Raw genomic sequence first — 15,031 nt, forward strand, 5'->3', positions numbered from 1 at the left:
GGCCGCCGCGAGTCCAGCGGGCGACCGGCTCGCGCGTCATATGAGCCGCCACCGCGCCATGCGAGACCAGCCGGAGCCTCTCCGGGGCGCGGCGGGCCGTGGCGGACCCGTGTGACGGACTGGCGTGGAGGGGGGGTGTGTCAGACTCCCGGGCATGACGCAGAGCACACCGGGCGGACCGGCCACGGGCCTGCCCGACTTCCGCCCCTCGGGCAACCAGGGCGTGGACCCGGCGCTGTACGAGATAGAGAACGCGGCCATGGACCGTGAGGGCGCCCTCTGGGCGGCGCTGCAGGAGGCGGCGCCTTGGGCCGGGCGGACGTTGCTCGACCTCGGTGCGGGCACCGGCTTCTGGCTGCCCCGCTACGCCGACGCGGCCGAGACGATCGCCGTCGAGCCGGACGTGCGCCTGCTGGGGGCCGCCCGCGCCCGCCCCGGCGGGGCGCGCGTGCTGTACGGCTCGGCCGAGCAGATCCCGCTGCCGGAGGCGAGCGTCGACGTCGTGCATGCCCGGTTCGCGTACTTCTTCCCGCACCCGCGCTGGGACGTCCGACCCGGCCTGGACGAGGTCACCCGGGTGCTGCGGCCCGGCGGCGCGCTCGTGGTGATCGACAACGACACCGAGCGCGGCCAGTTCGCCGAGCTGCTGCGGGCGAGCACGAACGCGGCGGCGCAGGGCCAGGACACGTACGCGCGCGAGTGGTGGGCCGGCGTCGGGGCGGAGACCCGTGAGGTCATGAGCTCGTGGACCTTCGACTCCCGCGCCGACCTCGAGGCCGTCCTGCGGCTGGAGTTCGAGCGAGGGGTCGCCGACGCGTGGCTCGCCGAGCACCCCGCAGCGACGTCGCTGAGCTACGGCTACCTGCTCCACGTGTGGCGGTGAGCACGGACCCGCGTCGTCAGACGCCTGCCCCCCGCACCCCTGACGCTGAGACGCCCCCGCCGCCGGAAGGACGGGCGCGGTGGCTGGTCGCCTCCAACGCCCTCGACGCGGGTGGCCGGTCCGCCACGGACGTCGCCCTGGACGTCCTGGCGGTGCTCCTGCTCGGCGTGGGCGCCGACGGCATGGGCGTGCTGATGACGCTCTCCGGGTTGGGATTCCTCCTGCTCGGCGTGCCCATCGGCATCGTGGTGGACCGACACCTCAGCCCGCGGCTGCTCGCGGCCACCGGCCTCGCCAAGGCGGCGGTGCTCGGCTCGCTCGTCGTGGCGTGGGCGTTCGACGCGCTCACGTTCGGTCACCTCGCCGCTGTCATGGCCCTGCTGGGCGTGCTCACGGTGCTGGCCGAGACCACCCAGACCGCGCTCGTGCCGCGCGTCGTGCCGGCCACCGCCGTCGCCCGCCTGACGGCGCGGCTCGAGTCCGCCGACGCCGCCCTCGTGTTGATCGTGCCCGCCGCGGCGGGCGTCCTCGTCGGGTCGCTGGGCGCGGGACCCGTGCTCGGCACCGCGACGGCGTTCCTCTTCGCGGCGGCGATCGTCGCGCTCCGGGTACGGCTGCAGCCCTCCGCCGCGGTGGACGTCCCGGACGACGACGGGGACCCCGGCGTCGCGGACGTCCTCTCCCGCTGGGCCCGGTTCGGGAAGGACGCCGCGGAGGGGTGGACGGTCCTGCGGCGCACCCCGGTCCTGTGGCTGCTGACGATGGGGTCGGTGGCCGCCAACGTGGGCATGGCCCTCTTCGCCCCGGTCGAGGCGGTCTGGATCCTGACCGACCTGCGGCTCGGGCCGGAGTTCCTGGGCATCCAGATCACCGCGGGCGCGGTCGGGGCACTGGCGGCCTCGTCCCTGGCGGGCCGGGCCATCGACCGCCTGGGCGAGCGCCGGTGCATCCTCCTCGGCTCGGTCGGCTGCGCCGTGGCCGTGGGGCTGCACCTGCTGGCCTACGTCGACCGCGCTCATGCCGGGCCGTGGCTGCTGGCCGGCGCCGCCCTCTGGGGGTTCATGGTCCTGCTCGGGAACATCACCCAGGCCGCCGTGACCGCCCGCGCCTGCCCCGAGGGCACGCTCGGGCGGGTCACCGCGATGCGCCGCACCCTCACCCGGGGCTCCGTGCCGCTGGCGACCCTCGCGGGAGGTGCGCTCGGGGCGACGCTCGGGGTCGGCTGGGCGCTCGCGGGGTGGCAGGTCCTGGCGGTGGTCTCGCTGGCCGCCGTCGTGCCGGCCGCGCGGTGGGTGGATGCGGGGCGCGACGACGTCGACTGAGGCCGAGACGCTGACGCGGACGCCGAGGTCGCTTAATGTGTGGCCATGGTCAGCCGCCCCGTGCTCCAGCAGCCGGTCGTCGACGCCGTCGACATCCGTTCCGTCGCGGAGTTCTACCGCGAGCTCCTCGGCCTCCACTACCGCGCGGGCGACGAGCTCGCGGACGGCCGCGAGCCGGACAGCGCGGACTGGCTCGTGCTGCTGGACGACGACGGCCGCCGCGTCCTGACATTCCAGCGCACCGAGGAACTGAAGCCCAGCACGTGGCCGTCACCCGAGGTGCCGATGCAGCTGCACCTGGATTTCACCGTGCCGGACCGCGATTCCCTCGACGCGGCCCACGGCCACGCCCTGCGCCTGGGCGGGCGCCTCGTCCAGGACCGCTCCGACGACGAGGACGAGCCCCTGTACGTGTTCGCGGACCCGGCCGGCCACCCCTTCTGCGTCTTCGTGGGGTGAGCGCGGCAGACCGCGGCACGGCTCAGTGCCGTCGGTAAGGTCGTCGGGTGATCCCGCAACCCACCGATCGACTCACGTTCCGGTGCATGACCGACGCTGACCTCGACGACATGTGCCGGCTCCTCGGAGACGCGGAGGTCATGCGCTACTACCCGCGAGCCAAGTCGCGCAACGAGGTGCAGCGGTGGACCCGACCCGGACGCGGCCGATCCGATGGGCCCGATGCCCCACGACCCCTCCTGGGCCGGCGGCGGGGACGACTCCCTGCTCCAGCGCGCCGCCGAGACCGCCCGCGACCTGCTGCCCGGCAAGGACTGACCCGGGGGCCTCCGGCAGGAGGGCCAGGGGTGGGCGTGTCGGCCTGACCCTTGGTTGACTTGCGACGACGTCGGCCCACCCCACCCCGGGCGCCGTCGGGCAGGGGGCGCTCACCCGGCGCCCCTCCCACCACGCCTGAGGAGGGCACCCATGGCTGATCAGCAGATCCCCGAGACGAAGAACTCCGACGCCCCCGGCGACCAGGACCAGGCCGCGCAGCAGGCGCCCGCCGAGGTCGACGGCCTCGCGGCCAAGGCCGAGCAGTCCGAGAAGGAGACCGAGGAGAACGACGAGGGCGGCTACGGCCACTGACCGACCACCTCGTCCCACCGACGACGCCCCGGGTGCCGCGCGCATCCGGGGCGTCGTCGCGCCCGGGGGGGGCGTCAAGGTCGGCATCCGATGCCCCATCCCCTTGCACCCACCGGCAGTCGATGACTGAGTGTCACTCAGAGATATATCCCTCAATGATTCTCGGGGAGTGGCGGGACCCCGATGATCCGCATCTCCACACCACGTTGAAGAAGCTCAGGGATGCCGGGTTCATCGAGGAGTTCGACGGCGACGACGCCCGACGCGTCCATCGCCTCACCCCCGGGGACGCGGCGTCCTGATGAGCGACATCGAGCGCCGGCGCGGAATCCTGGCGATGGCCGACCAGATCATGGAGACGACATGAGCACCACACGCATGAGCAGTGGGCCGGCCTTCACCCCGGAGAAGGACCTCGCGAGGTTCGAAGACACGGCCCGCCGCGGCCAGCGGCTGACCGGGTTCTCCCTGGCCGCCCACGGCTGGCGCTTCGAGGACGCCGAGCCCGAGGACGTCGTCTTCGACATGTCCTACGAGACCGACCCCGACGACCACCACTTCGATCTCTTCCGGGCCGCCGGCTGGACGCCCGCGCTCACCTACGGCCACATCCGCCTCCTCAAGGCCGCCCCCGGTACCACCCCCGTCCACACCGGCACGGAGTCACGACTCGAGGAGGCGCTCGGCAACCGCGCCCTGTTCCTGCGGTACACCGCAGTGACGATCGCCGCCGTGCTCCTGGTGGTGCTGGCGATGGCGGCCGCCGACTGGCCTCTTGCGGCGGTGCTCGCCACCGTCGCGGGCCTCTACGTCCTCTCCTTCACGGACCTCGAATGGCGAGGACTCATCGGCTGGGGGCTCTTGCTGCTGGGTCTGGCGTTCCACATCGTCCGGTTCGGGCTGAAGCCCCCGTCGGACCCGGACCGGCGCCGATGACCACCGCGCCGGCCGAGGCGGCGCGCACCGCCGTCGTCGAGCCGCCGCCCGGCTACGCGGTGCTGGGGTGGGCGTTGGTGTTCGTCACGGCGCTCCCCTTGGTCCTCTTGCTCGTGCTGGATCCGGCCCTACGGTCGGCGGGCATCCTCGTGATCGCCGCGGTGAGCCTCGGGCTGGTCGTGTGGCTGAGCCAGGTGGCGTTCCTGCGCGCCCGCATCGAGCTCGCGGCGGACCCCGCCGCCGGCGTACTCCGCCTCCGGGCCCCGCTGTACTCCCGCGAGCTGCCCCTGGACTCACTGGCCACGGTGGAGGTCCAGGACGACGTCGGGCCGGGCGGCGCCTACATCAACTGGCCAGTGACGGGGCGGGCCCGCTCCCGCCGCGGCGTGCGGCTGGACCTCGGCGGCCCCGCCGGGCTGGTCCTCACCACCCACGACGGACAGCGGTTCACTGTGGTGACCCCGGATCCAGAGACCGCCGCGGAGCTGCAGGCGACGGTGACCCAGGCGACGTCGGGCGGCGACGTCCGGAATCGACTGCAGAAGTGACCCCTCTGACGCCCGCTGACACCCCCAGAAGGGTCACTTCCGCAGTCGATTCTCAGGTGTGCGCGCGACGCCCGTCCGTCGCACCCGCCCCCGCCCGCCGCATCGGCACGTGCGGGATGCCGTCCTCGAGGAACTCCGGCCCGTCCGGCGCGTAGCCCCAGCGGGCGTACCAGTGCGCCAGGTGGGCCTGGGCGTCCAGCACGCTCGGCCGCCCGCCGATCCGGGCGACCGCCTCGTCCAGCAGCGCCCCGGCCAGGGCCCGGCCCCGCGCGTCGGGGTGGGTGACGACGCGGCCGATGCGGGCGACGTCGCCGTCGTCCAGCAGCCGCAGCGTGGCGACGGGCGTGCCCGCCTCGTCCTCGACCCACAGGTGGACGGTGGCCGGCTCGAGGTCGCGGCCGTCCAGGTCCAGGTAGGGGCAGTCCTGCTCGACGACGAACACCAGCGACCGCAGCTGCCAGAGGCGGTAGGCCGTCGTCCGGTCGAGCTCGTCGAAGCCCGCGGCATGGACGGCAGGGGCGGGGCCGGGTGTGGCGGCGGGCGGCGTGGGGGCGGGGCGCTCGGGCATGAGCCGATGGTGCCACGGGAGCGTCCGACGCCCGGCGCCCGACGTGCTCCTGAGTGCTCCGGCGTCGCCGAATCCACTGCGGAACTGACCCTTCTGGCGACCGCCACCGCCCTCAGAAGGGTCACTTCCGCAGCGGATTCTCAGCCGTCCTCGCGGCGCAACGGCACCGGGACCGGCTCGGGCTGCGGCTCCCCGGTGGTGGTGGCCGCGAGCACGCCGTGTGCCGCCGCGGTCAGCACGGCGGCGAAGAGTCCCACACCCAGCGCCGTGGCGGCCCCGTCCGCGAGCAGGGGGATCACCATGCCCGGCACGATCGCGACCCCCACCATCACCACCGCGAACCACGCCGTACTCCCCCGGCCGGCGTAGAACACCTGACGCCCCGCCTCCTCCTGGTCCACCCGGTGGTGCACGTCGCGCAGGGCGAGGGCCACGCCCAGGATGCACGCCGTCAGCAGCCCGACCGCCCATCCCAGCCCCAGCTCGTGCCGCAGTCCGGACACGACGCCGGCGCATCCCACGAGCGCCGCCGCGACGGCGATCCGCACGTGCCAGACCTTCTCCCGCTCCATCCCGTCCATGGCCCCACCCTGTCAGAGCGCGGGACGAAGGGCGAGGCGGCCGCAGGACCTCCCCTTCTGCTCAGGACCGTGTCCTGAGGACGCGGTCCTGAGCACGACGTGAGGTCCGGAGGAGCAGCGTGCTTCAGGGAGCCTGCCGCCTGCCCTCCAGCCGGGCCAGCACCCACTCCCACTGCCGCGGCGTGCTCAGGCGCAGCACCGGCGCCCCCTCCGCCGCGGCCTCCCGCTCCCGGGCCCATGCCCGCTTGCGGTCGAACGTGGCGGCGTGCCAGCGCAGGATCGACTCCTCCCCGAGCACCCGACGCCAGGACTCGCGGTTGCCGTTGCACATCTCCCCCTGCCCCACCACCCGGCGGATCGTGCGCCGCACCAGGCGCGTGAAGGTCCGGGCCCGCGAGTAGTCCAGGGCGATGACGACGTCGGTCCGCTTCATGACCATCGGCCGGTAGAAGCCGTAGGCGGAGTCCAGCACCCAGGCCTCCCCCGCCGTGACCGAGTCCGCCAGGGCGGTCTGCTCGGCCTCCGGCCGCGGGACCCAGCCCGGCAGCCAGCCGAACTCCTCGTCCACGAGGGTGACCGGCAGGCCGAGCACAGCGCCGAGCCGCACGGCCGCGGTGGACTTCCCGGCCCCCGTGACCCCGTGGAACAGGACGCGGCGGGCCTGCCGCACGTGGTCGATCGAGGCGGAGGGCATGGGAGGAGGCTAACGGCCGTGACACGATGGCCCCGGTCGCACACAGCAGGAGGGAAACGATGACACAGGTGCACACAGGCAACGCTCACAGGCAGATCGTGGACGGCCAGCGCGTCCGCGGGATCAGCCGGGCGGGTCATCCGGTGGTCTTCGGCGGGCTGATCGGGGTGGTCGGCGGCATGGCCTTCCTGCTCGCCGGGATCGCCGGGTTGCCCGGCGACGCTCAGAGCATGCTCCGCAGTGCGGCGGTCGCCCTCGCCGTCTTCGCCCTCGCGGCGGTCCTGCTCCGCCGCCGGACCCTGCCCGCCCTGCCGCCCCCGGCGCCCGGGGCGCTGCGGGTGTACGGGGCCGCCGTCGTCGTGATGCTGCTGCTGTTCCCGGTGACCCGTCTGGTGGCCCGGGCCGCAGACGCGCCGACGGCGCAGATCGCCCTGGTGGCGGCCGTGGTGGGCGCGCACTTCCTGCCGTTCGCGCGCGCGTTCGGCGCGCCGGTGTTCCGGTGGATCGGCGGGTCGATGCTGGTCCTGGGCCTGGTCGGCGCCCTGGCGGCGATGCTCCGCGTGCCCGCCGCGGGACCGGCCGGGGCCGCGGCGGCCGGCGCGGCGATGCTGCTGATCGTGGCGGGGCAGGCCCTGCGGCAGGGGGCGCCCGCCCCGGGTGACAGACTGCGCGCATGACCGACGCCCCCTCCCGCGCCGAGGCCAACCGGCGCACCTACGACGACGCCCGCCTCGCCGCGATCTACGACGTGGACAACCCCGCGGGCGAGGACCACGCGTTCTTCCGCCGGGTCGCGGACGAGGTCTCGGCCGCGCGGGCCAGCACCCGCATCGTCGACCTCGGCTGCGGCACCGGCATCCTGACGGTGACGCTCGCGGGCCCGGGGCGGGACGTTGTCGGGATCGACCCGGCCGAGGCCATGCTCGCGGCGGCCCGCGCGCGCCCGGGCGGGGACGGCGTCGAGTGGCGACACGGGGATGCGGGGCTGATCGCGCCGGACTCCGCCGACCTGGTGGTGATGAGCGGCAACGTGGCCATGCACCTGGTCGACGACGACTGGCACGCGTCGCTGCGGCGCATCGGTGCGGGGCTCGTGCCCGGCGGCCGCCTGGTCTTCGAGACGCGCAACCCCGTCCGGCGCGCGTGGGAGGGCTGGCAGCAGGACCCCACGGAGCGCACGATGCCGGCCGGGCGGGTCCTCGAGTCGGAGCGCACCTCCGCCCCGGACCGGCACGGGGTGGTGACGATGCGCGTGCGCACCGAGTTCCTCGACTCCGGGGAGGTGTCCGAGGTGGACCAGCACCTGCAGTTCCGCTCCGCGGAGCAGGTGCGCGCGGACCTGGCCGCAGCGGGGCTGCGGGTGGAACGGCTCTCCGGAGACTGGCACCGCACGGCCTTCGACCCCGCCGAGCACCCGCTCATGGTGGTGGAGGCGGTGCGGGACTGACCGGGCGGTGGACGGCGAGCCCCTATGCCCCTCAGCCCCCGAACCCGACCGCCGTGTCCGGGGTGAGGTCGCCGTCGCGCAGGCCCTCCAGCACGAGCCGCTCGTAGTCCGGAATCGGGCTCGGCAACGAATCCAGGGGGAACCACTCCAGGTGGGGGGCCTTGCCGGGCTCGCAGATCCGCGGCTCACCCGCCCAGGACCGGCAGGCCCAGAACCAGTCCACGCGCTGCTCGCGCGGGGTGTCCGTGCCGTCCGTGCGCTGCATGACGGTCAGCAGCTCGAGGGCAGCAGGCTCGATCTCGACGCCGAGCTCCTCCGCCGTCTCCCGGACCGCCCCCTGCCGGGCCGCCTCCCCCGGCTCCACGTGCCCGGCGGCGCCCGCCACCCAGAACCCGTCCATGTACCCGGTGTGATGCCGGCGCTGCAGCAGCACCTCCCGTCCCCGCAGCAAGAGGACGTAGGAGGAGGGCACGAGGGCGAAGGAGTGGGCGGCCATGGGCACCATCATCGCCTCACGGGACCGCCACTGCGGCCGGTGCGTGGATGACGCCCGTGACCTGGGCATTCGCTGGGAACTGCCGCTAGCGTGGGCGCCATGGCCTCCCCCTCCGTCACGGCTCGGCCCGTCGGCCGCCCCGCCCCCGACCTCCACCGCCGCCTGCTGCTGTCCGGGATCCTCTTCGGGGTGGGCGTGGCCGCCTTCGTCGACGAGGTCGTCCTGCACCAGCTCCTGCACTGGCACCACTTCTACGACCTGTCCACCGCGGCCGTCGGCCTGGTCTCCGACGGACTCTTCCACGCCTTCGGCTGGTTCGCCGCCGTGGCCGGGCTGTTCCTCTTCGCGGACGTGCGACGCCGCGGCGGCCCCGGCGTCGGCCGGTGGTGGCCGGCGGTGCTGATCGGCGCGGGCGCGTTCCAGGCGTGGGACGGCACCGTCCAGCACAAGCTCATGAGGATCCACCAGATCCGGTACGAGGTCATCCCCACGGAGCTGCAGGGCACCGGCCCGTACGCGCCCGTGGACGACATCCTCGTGTACGACCTCGTGTGGATGGCCATTGCGATCGCCTTCCTCATGATCGGCACCCTGGCGTGGCGGCGCGGCTCCCGCCGGGCGGCCGCCCGTGCATGAGCACCCCGGCGGGATCGGGGCGGAGCTCGGCGCCCAGGCGGCGAGCGCCCCGTTCCCGCTGGCCGGCGTCGTCATCGGCGGCGGACTCCTGCTGTTCCTGGTCGCCTATGCGGCGCTGGTCCGCGCCGGACGACGCCGGGGCCGCGCCTGGTCCGACGCGCGCACCCTGAGCGCGGCCGCGGGGGTGGTGGCCGGCGTCGTGGCGGTGGGACCGCTGGGGGTGCTCGGCCACCACGACTTCACGGCCCACATGTGGGGGCACCTGCTGCTGGGCATGCTCGCCCCGCTGCTGCTGGTGCTGTCCGCGCCGGTGACCGTGGCCCTGCGGGGCCTGCCCGTGGCGTGGGCGCGGCGGCTGTCCCGGGTGCTGTCCACGCCGTACGTGCGGGTGGTCTCGCACCCGGTGGTGGCGGGGCTGCTGAACATCGGCGGGCTGTGGCTGCTCTACACCACACCCCTGCACGCCTGGATGCATGCCTCCGCGGTGGGGCATCTGCTGGTGCACGTGCACGTGCTGCTGGCCGGGTGGGTGTTCACCGCCGCGATCCTGCAGGTGGACCCGGCACCGCACCCGCACGGACACCCGCTGCGGGCAGGTGTGCTCGTGGCGTTCCTCGCGCTGCACGCGATCCTCTCCAAGCACGTCTACGCGCATCCGCCGGCGGGCGTGGGCGTGGCGGAGGCCCAGGCCGGCGCCCAGCTCATGTACTACGGCGGCGACTGGATCGACCTCGTGCTGATCGCCGTCTTCTGCCTGGACTGGTACCGCCGCACCGCGCCGGTGCGGTCGGGGCGGGGCGGTGTGGTGGCCCGGGCGGCGTCCTGAGAAGACCGCTCGATGTGCTCAGGACCGCGTCCTCATGACGCGGTCCTGAGCACAGCAGGCGGTCGCGGGGATCCTGCGCCCCCGCCCGCGCCCCGGCTCAGTCGAGTCCCGCGGCCAGCTCGTCCAGGAAGGCCTTGAGCTCCTCCCGCTGTCCGGCCGGCCCGGGGTAGAGGTCGGCCATGCGTGCGGGGATGTCGGCGGCGGCCTCGCGCAGGTCCCGGCCGGCGGGGGCGAGGGAGATGAGGCGACGCCGCTCGTCGTCGGCGCTGCGGGCACGGGTGACCAGGCCGGCGTGGTCGAGGCGGCGCAGCAGCGGGGTGAGGGTGCCGCTGTCGAGTCCCAGGCGCGCGCCGATGTCGTTCACGCCCACCGGCCCGTCCTCCTGCCAGAGCACCAGCATCACGAGGTACTGGGGGTAGGTGAGGCCCAGCTCCTCGAGCAGGGGCCGGTAGGCGCGGGTCACCGCCCGGCTGGCGCGGTAGAGGGAGAAGCACAGCTGGCGGTCGAGGTCGAGGGGGGTGACGTCCACCCGGACAACCTACCCCGCAGACAACTGGATTGCACACAACCTGATCGCGGACTACTTTGGACCGTGGCCGCCGTCGAGCGGCCCCCGGCACCCCGGGCCAGACACCGTCAAGGAGCACACCGTGATCGAGATCGAGCCCCTCTACACCACCGAGGCCATCGCCACGGGCGGCGGCCGCAACGGCCACGTCCGGACCGCGGACGGCCGCGTCGACATGGACCTGGCGATCCCCGCCGAGATGGGCGGCAGCGGCGACGGTGCCAACCCCGAGCAGCTCTTCGCCGCCGGCTACGCCGCGTGCTTCCACTCCGCCCTGCAGAGCGTCGCCCGCCAGGCCAAGAAGAAGCTCGGCGACTCCTCCGTGGGCGCCCGCGTCTCGATCGGCAAGGCCGGCGAGGGCTTCGGCCTGGCCGTCACCCTCGAGGTCGTCATCCCGGACCTGCCCCAGGACGAGGCGCAGCAGCTCGCCGACGCCGCCCACCAGGTCTGCCCCTACTCCAACGCCACCCGCGGCAACATCCGCGTGGACGTTCAGGTCGTCGACGACTGACCGCTCGGCGCGGCGGCCTCCGCGGCCACCCGCGGATCCGAGGGCTGGAGCACCATCACCAGCAGGGCGATCGCACCGAGCACGGGCAGCAGCGCCAGGAGCAGCCAGGCGCGGCTGAGCCCGGCGTCGTGCAGGCGCCGGGCCGTCAGCGCCCAGGCGGGCACCAGATGAAGCAGGCCCCAGACCCCCGAGAAGGCCTGGTAGGCCTCGGTCATCGAGTCGACGGCGGGGACGCTGAGACCGCTGACCGCGAAGCCGGGGAACACGACGGCGGAGGGGGCGGCCGTCGTCGTGTCCGCCCCGAGGGCCCCGAACAGGAGGGTGATGCCGAGGGACGCGAGGGACAGGTACAGCACCACCCACCAGAACTCGGCGCGCCCGGCCCGGCCGCCGAACTGCGCGTAGCGTCCGTAGAAGCGGCCCACGGCCCGGAGGAACGTCATGGCCGGATCCTGGCCCATGAGGTGGCCCGAGTCGAGGCCCTCCCGCGTGTCCGCACGTCAGGGCGCCGGTAGCCTGGCGCGCATGCCCTCCCCCTCCGGCTGGCAGGCCCAGCACGACGCCGACTACCGCGCCCACTGGCACGCCCTCGCCGCCCGCGCGGACCCCGACGCGCTCACGTGGGTGGTGCTGGGCGACTCGGCCGCCGTCGGGATCGGGGCCGAGAGCGTGGAGCGCACGTACGTGGCCCAGGTGGCCGAGCGGGTGGCCGCCGAGACCGGCCGGCCCGTGCGGGTGGTGAACCTCGCCGTCAGCGGGGCCATGGCGAAGGACGTGCTCGCCGACCAGCTGCCCCTCATGCCGGCGAGCGGGGTGGACGCGGTGACGTGCGTCGTCGGCGGCAACGACGTCACCTGGGCTTGGCGGTTCCGCGAGGCCGCCTTCGAGGAGCCCCTCGAGGCGATCGCCCGCGCCCTGCCCGCCGGCGCCACGCTGGGCCTGGTCCCGACGTTCCGCATCCCGCCGTTCGAGGCTCGCGTGCGCCGGGCGAACACGGTGGTGCGGCGGGTGGCCGCCCGGCACGGCCTCGGCGTGGCGGACGTGCACGCGGCCACGTGGCGGCGGAATCTGAGGCACCAGGTCAGCCGCCTGGCCCGGGACCTGTTCCACCCCAACGGCGCCGGCTACGAGGACTGGGCCGCGGCGGTCGCCCCCGAGGTGCTGCGGCAGGTGCGGGGTCAGGCACCGGCCGCCTGAGGACTCCTCCCCGCCGCGCGCGAAGCGCACATCCGGCGTCCCTCACACCGGGGGCTAGACGGGGACCCATGCGATGCATAGTCTCCCCTCACGCACTGCACGACGACCGGTCGGGCCGGCGTCCGGGAGCACGGGCTCCCCCGACCGACGGAGGTCCGCCTTGACCCCCTCACCCCCTTCCCTCCGCTCCGCCCGCCATGCCCTCCCGGCCACGACGGCGGCCCTGACCCTGGCCCTCACGCTCGCCGGCTGCTCCGGCGGCGGGGGCCCAGCGACGGCGTCCGGCACCACACCCTCCCCTGCGGCGTCCTCCGACACGACGCCGTCCCCGTCGAGCACGTCCGAGACCACCACGCCGTCCGCGGGCGGGCCAGCCTCCGGCACCACGGCGCCGAGCACTCCGGCGCCGGCCTCCGGGAGCGCCACGCAGGGTTCGGGCGGCGGCTCCACCGCCGGTGCCGGGTTCGTGCCCGAGGGCGCCGATCCCGCCAGGAACGGGGCTCTGCCGTTGAGCGAGGGCTTCCTCGCCGCCCTCCCGGAGGCCGCCGTCACGCACCGGGCGAGCAGTCCGACGGAGGACCCCCTGGCCCGGGCCCTGGAGGGCGTCGAGCTGCCCGGCACGCCCACGACGGACGTCAACGTGATCGCCTCCGAGCTGCAGGGCCTCCAGACCCCCGGGGAGGGGGGCGCGGCGATGGGCGGCGAACGCCCCGAGGGCACCCTGCGCCTGATGCTGCTGTGCGACGACCCGGACGCCGGCCCGTCCTCGGTGGGCATCCTCGGGGCGGACGGCTTCGCCGCCTACCAACCCCTGGGGTGGTCGGACCGCTGCGGCGGATACGTCGTCATGGTGCCGGAGTCGGACGCGGAGGACCTGGTGGTGAGCGCCGAGGCCCCCGAGGGCACCCGGTACCGCCTGAGCGTGATCACGGACCACGATCCGGTGGCCAACTGACCCCACCATCCCCGGGGCATCCTCTCCGGCAGGCCCTCCTGGATCCGGCAGGCCCTCCCGGAGCGGGGCCTGCGGACAGGCGGGCGGGGCCGCGTCCCCACGACGCGACCCCGCCCTCCTCCATCCACGGGCCGGCGGCAGGTGCCGGCCCTGGCCGTCAGCGTCCCCACGACGCCCCCGGCCGCCGACCGGGCACCCCTCCCCACGAAGGGCGCCCGGCCGGAGTCTCGTCACACGATCAATGGTCGTGCCCCTCGTGGCCCTCCGAGGGCTCGGCGCCGTGGTCGTGGCCCTCGTGGCCGTCGTCGTCGTGGTCCTCGTCACCGTGCGCGCCCTCCTCGGGCTTCACGGACTCCGGCTGGCCGGTGACCACGGCCATCTCGACCGGGGCGAACTCCAGGTCCTTCTCCAGGACGGTCTCACCGGTCTCCAGGTCCACGGCCACGAGCCTCCGGTTCTCCGCGTCCGTCACGTAGGCGGTGTTCCCGGCGACCTTCAGGATCGGACCGGGCTCCTGCCACTCGTCCTTCTCCTTCCACGGCTCGATCACCGGGTACTCGGCGGTGACCTCACCGGTCTCCTCGTCGATCACGTTGACCTCGCCGTCGTAGGTCAGCACGACCGCGGAGCCGTCCTCAGCGCGGCCGAGCGAGCGGAACCAGTAGGACGAGCCGAGGTCCACGGTGGTGAGCTCATCGGTGCGGGTGTCGATGAGGGCGATCCCCGTGGGCCGCTCGACGGCTTCCTTCGGCTCCTCCTCGACCTTGTGATCACCCAGGACGATGGGTGAGTCATGCAACCCGAACAGGTTCCCGGAGCGCTGGTACTCGGTCTCGACGTCCACCTTGTGGAACTCGCCGTCCCGGTACACGACGGGCCCGTTCTCGCAGCCCATCACGACGACGTCGCCCGCCTCCGTCGGCTGGGCCGCGGCCTCGCCGTGACTGCCGGGGCAGTCGTCGGTCTCGGCCGTGACCTCGCCGGTCTTCGGGTCGATCACCTGGAGCGTGTTCCGGGAGTCCTCGGTGCCCTGCGTGGTGAAGAGGGTGCCGTCGGAGAGCTCGAGCGCCACGCCGTGGTGCGGGTCCTCGGTCTCGGCCTCCGTCATGACGGGCATGAGGTCCGGGGTCGCCTTGTCCAGGTGGGTCGAGTCGAAGGTGCGGATCGCGCCCGTGCCGTCCGCGAAGAGGGTGGTCTTGCCGTTGTGGGTGACGACGTGGCCGGGATGCTCACCCGGGAACGTTACGCCGGTCATGCCGGGCGCGGACTCGTAGTTGTGGAAGTGATCGCCGTGGGCCTTGGCCTGGATGCCGGTGGAGAACACCTCCCAGCCCTTCCCGGTGGTCACCAGGACGTCCTTGCCGTTGCCGGCGTTGCTCAGCCGCTTGAAGCCCGTGATGTCCTGCTCCTTCACCACCTCACCGGACTCGGCGTCGAGCAGCGTGAGCCCGTCCTCGTGCGAGAGCAGGATGCGCGGCGTCACCGCGGAGACCTCGGTGGTCTGGGTCGGGTCGACGCGGTCCTCCGCGGAGACGGAGGAGGCCGCCGTCGCCTCACCCGCCGGCGACTCGGAGCCGCCCGCGGCGGAGGCGGGTGCCGACGTCGGGCCGGACGGGTCGGCGTCCGCGCCGCACGCCGTCAGGGCGATGGCCGCGGCGGCGAGGGTGGCGGAGAAGGTGGCGGTGCGCGTGGAACGGCGCTGCGGGGCGAAGTGGGACACGGGGAGCCTTTCACGAGAGCGAGAAGATGCGACTGATTCACAATAAAGACTGTT

Annotated in this window: 21 protein-coding genes and 1 pseudogene; 15 read left to right on the forward strand and 7 right to left on the reverse strand. The window is 74.2% G+C overall.

The annotated features are described in order from the left end of the window. Positions 1–154: 154 nt before the first annotated feature. The 8 genes and pseudogenes from O3T09_RS08830 to O3T09_RS08865 all read left to right on the forward strand — a co-directional run bounded on the left by O3T09_RS08830 (position 155) and on the right by O3T09_RS08865 (position 4,778). Complete coding sequence (locus O3T09_RS08830) at positions 155–883, forward strand: class I SAM-dependent methyltransferase (protein WP_049145691.1); 729 nt, start codon at positions 155–157, stop codon at positions 881–883. Beyond that, entirely contained in the window at positions 880–2,205 is a 1,326-nt protein-coding gene (locus O3T09_RS08835) for an MFS transporter (protein ID WP_269295501.1), read from the forward strand. The genes O3T09_RS08830 and O3T09_RS08835 overlap by 4 nt, the downstream gene beginning before the upstream one ends. 45 nt (positions 2,206–2,250) lie before the next feature. Beyond that, a complete protein-coding gene (locus tag O3T09_RS08840) occupies positions 2,251–2,664 on the forward strand; it encodes a VOC family protein (protein ID WP_159833567.1) in 414 nt (137 codons plus the stop codon). A 47-nt stretch (positions 2,665–2,711) separates the two neighbouring features. Next, positions 2,712–2,846 (forward strand): annotated as a pseudogene (locus tag O3T09_RS08845) (GNAT family N-acetyltransferase); the annotation flags it as partial. A 286-nt stretch (positions 2,847–3,132) separates the two neighbouring features. After that, positions 3,133–3,294, forward strand: a complete 162-nt coding sequence (locus tag O3T09_RS08850) for a hypothetical protein (RefSeq protein WP_153239435.1) — start codon at positions 3,133–3,135, stop codon at positions 3,292–3,294. A 122-nt stretch (positions 3,295–3,416) separates the two neighbouring features. Next, a complete protein-coding gene (locus O3T09_RS08855; protein WP_158184041.1) occupies positions 3,417–3,596 on the forward strand; it encodes a hypothetical protein in 180 nt (59 codons plus the stop codon). A gap of 61 nt (positions 3,597–3,657) precedes the next feature. After that, positions 3,658–4,230, forward strand: a complete 573-nt coding sequence (locus O3T09_RS08860; protein WP_167754990.1) for a DUF2812 domain-containing protein — start codon at positions 3,658–3,660, stop codon at positions 4,228–4,230. Next, complete coding sequence (locus O3T09_RS08865; RefSeq protein WP_227717955.1) at positions 4,227–4,778, forward strand: hypothetical protein; 552 nt, start codon at positions 4,227–4,229, stop codon at positions 4,776–4,778. Before O3T09_RS08860 ends, O3T09_RS08865 begins: the two co-directional genes overlap by 4 nt. A gap of 52 nt (positions 4,779–4,830) precedes the next feature. Here O3T09_RS08865 and O3T09_RS08870 read toward each other — a convergent pair whose 3' ends face one another. From O3T09_RS08870 to O3T09_RS08880, 3 genes are all read right to left on the reverse strand, one after another. Further along, a complete protein-coding gene (locus O3T09_RS08870) occupies positions 4,831–5,346 on the reverse strand; it encodes a GNAT family N-acetyltransferase (RefSeq protein WP_049145708.1) in 516 nt (171 codons plus the stop codon). A gap of 140 nt (positions 5,347–5,486) precedes the next feature. Next, a complete protein-coding gene (locus O3T09_RS08875) occupies positions 5,487–5,927 on the reverse strand; it encodes a hypothetical protein (RefSeq protein WP_119217719.1) in 441 nt (146 codons plus the stop codon). A gap of 124 nt (positions 5,928–6,051) precedes the next feature. Further along, a complete protein-coding gene (locus O3T09_RS08880) occupies positions 6,052–6,621 on the reverse strand; it encodes an adenylate kinase (RefSeq protein ID WP_049145716.1) in 570 nt (189 codons plus the stop codon). A gap of 59 nt (positions 6,622–6,680) precedes the next feature. On the opposite strand from O3T09_RS08880, the gene O3T09_RS08885 reads away from it, so the two are divergent. Beyond that, entirely contained in the window at positions 6,681–7,298 is a 618-nt protein-coding gene (locus O3T09_RS08885; protein WP_036341240.1) for a hypothetical protein, read from the forward strand. Continuing rightward, entirely contained in the window at positions 7,295–8,068 is a 774-nt protein-coding gene (locus O3T09_RS08890) for a class I SAM-dependent methyltransferase (RefSeq protein WP_010080016.1), read from the forward strand. Before O3T09_RS08885 ends, O3T09_RS08890 begins: the two co-directional genes overlap by 4 nt. Positions 8,069–8,099: 31 nt before the next feature. Here O3T09_RS08890 and O3T09_RS08895 read toward each other — a convergent pair whose 3' ends face one another. After that, a complete protein-coding gene (locus tag O3T09_RS08895; RefSeq protein ID WP_036341256.1) occupies positions 8,100–8,564 on the reverse strand; it encodes an NUDIX hydrolase in 465 nt (154 codons plus the stop codon). A 99-nt stretch (positions 8,565–8,663) separates the two neighbouring features. Between O3T09_RS08895 and O3T09_RS08900 the strand changes: the two genes are divergently transcribed. Together O3T09_RS08900 and O3T09_RS08905 are read left to right on the forward strand one after the other, a co-directional pair. After that, the gene (locus tag O3T09_RS08900) at positions 8,664–9,200 is read left to right on the forward strand and encodes a DUF2243 domain-containing protein (RefSeq protein ID WP_145950790.1); all 537 of its coding nucleotides are present in this window, start codon (positions 8,664–8,666) and stop codon (positions 9,198–9,200) included. Further along, complete coding sequence (locus O3T09_RS08905) at positions 9,193–10,026, forward strand: cytochrome c oxidase assembly protein (protein ID WP_010080013.1); 834 nt, start codon at positions 9,193–9,195, stop codon at positions 10,024–10,026. Before O3T09_RS08900 ends, O3T09_RS08905 begins: the two co-directional genes overlap by 8 nt. Before the next feature lie 97 nt (positions 10,027–10,123). Here O3T09_RS08905 and O3T09_RS08910 read toward each other — a convergent pair whose 3' ends face one another. Continuing rightward, on the reverse strand, positions 10,124–10,555 hold the full coding sequence (locus O3T09_RS08910) for a MarR family winged helix-turn-helix transcriptional regulator (RefSeq protein ID WP_012751108.1): 432 nt from the start codon (positions 10,553–10,555) through the stop codon (positions 10,124–10,126). Positions 10,556–10,676: 121 nt separating this feature from the next. Between O3T09_RS08910 and O3T09_RS08915 the strand changes: the two genes are divergently transcribed. Continuing rightward, a complete protein-coding gene (locus tag O3T09_RS08915; RefSeq protein ID WP_036341242.1) occupies positions 10,677–11,105 on the forward strand; it encodes an organic hydroperoxide resistance protein in 429 nt (142 codons plus the stop codon). Here O3T09_RS08915 and O3T09_RS08920 read toward each other — a convergent pair. Continuing rightward, positions 11,087–11,548: a DUF805 domain-containing protein gene (locus O3T09_RS08920; protein WP_098094161.1), complete on the reverse strand. Its 462-nt coding sequence runs from the start codon at positions 11,546–11,548 to the stop codon at positions 11,087–11,089. The two genes, O3T09_RS08915 and O3T09_RS08920, sit on opposite strands and share 19 nt — an antisense overlap. A gap of 82 nt (positions 11,549–11,630) precedes the next feature. Between O3T09_RS08920 and O3T09_RS08925 the strand changes: the two genes are divergently transcribed. Together O3T09_RS08925 and O3T09_RS08930 are read left to right on the forward strand one after the other, a co-directional pair. Next, positions 11,631–12,302, forward strand: coding sequence for an SGNH/GDSL hydrolase family protein (locus O3T09_RS08925; protein ID WP_010080009.1), 672 nt, complete (start codon positions 11,631–11,633; stop codon positions 12,300–12,302). Between the two features lie 508 nt (positions 12,303–12,810). After that, positions 12,811–13,257, forward strand: coding sequence for a hypothetical protein (locus O3T09_RS08930; RefSeq protein ID WP_269295502.1), 447 nt, complete (start codon positions 12,811–12,813; stop codon positions 13,255–13,257). Between the two features lie 238 nt (positions 13,258–13,495). On the opposite strand, the gene O3T09_RS08935 is transcribed toward O3T09_RS08930, so the two are convergent. Beyond that, complete coding sequence (locus tag O3T09_RS08935) at positions 13,496–14,977, reverse strand: PQQ-binding-like beta-propeller repeat protein (RefSeq protein ID WP_269295503.1); 1,482 nt, start codon at positions 14,975–14,977, stop codon at positions 13,496–13,498. Positions 14,978–15,031 lie beyond the last annotated feature (54 nt).

The organism is Micrococcus sp. H39-S4, from assembly GCF_027158145.1.
GTDB lineage: Bacteria > Actinomycetota > Actinomycetes > Actinomycetales > Micrococcaceae > Micrococcus > Micrococcus luteus.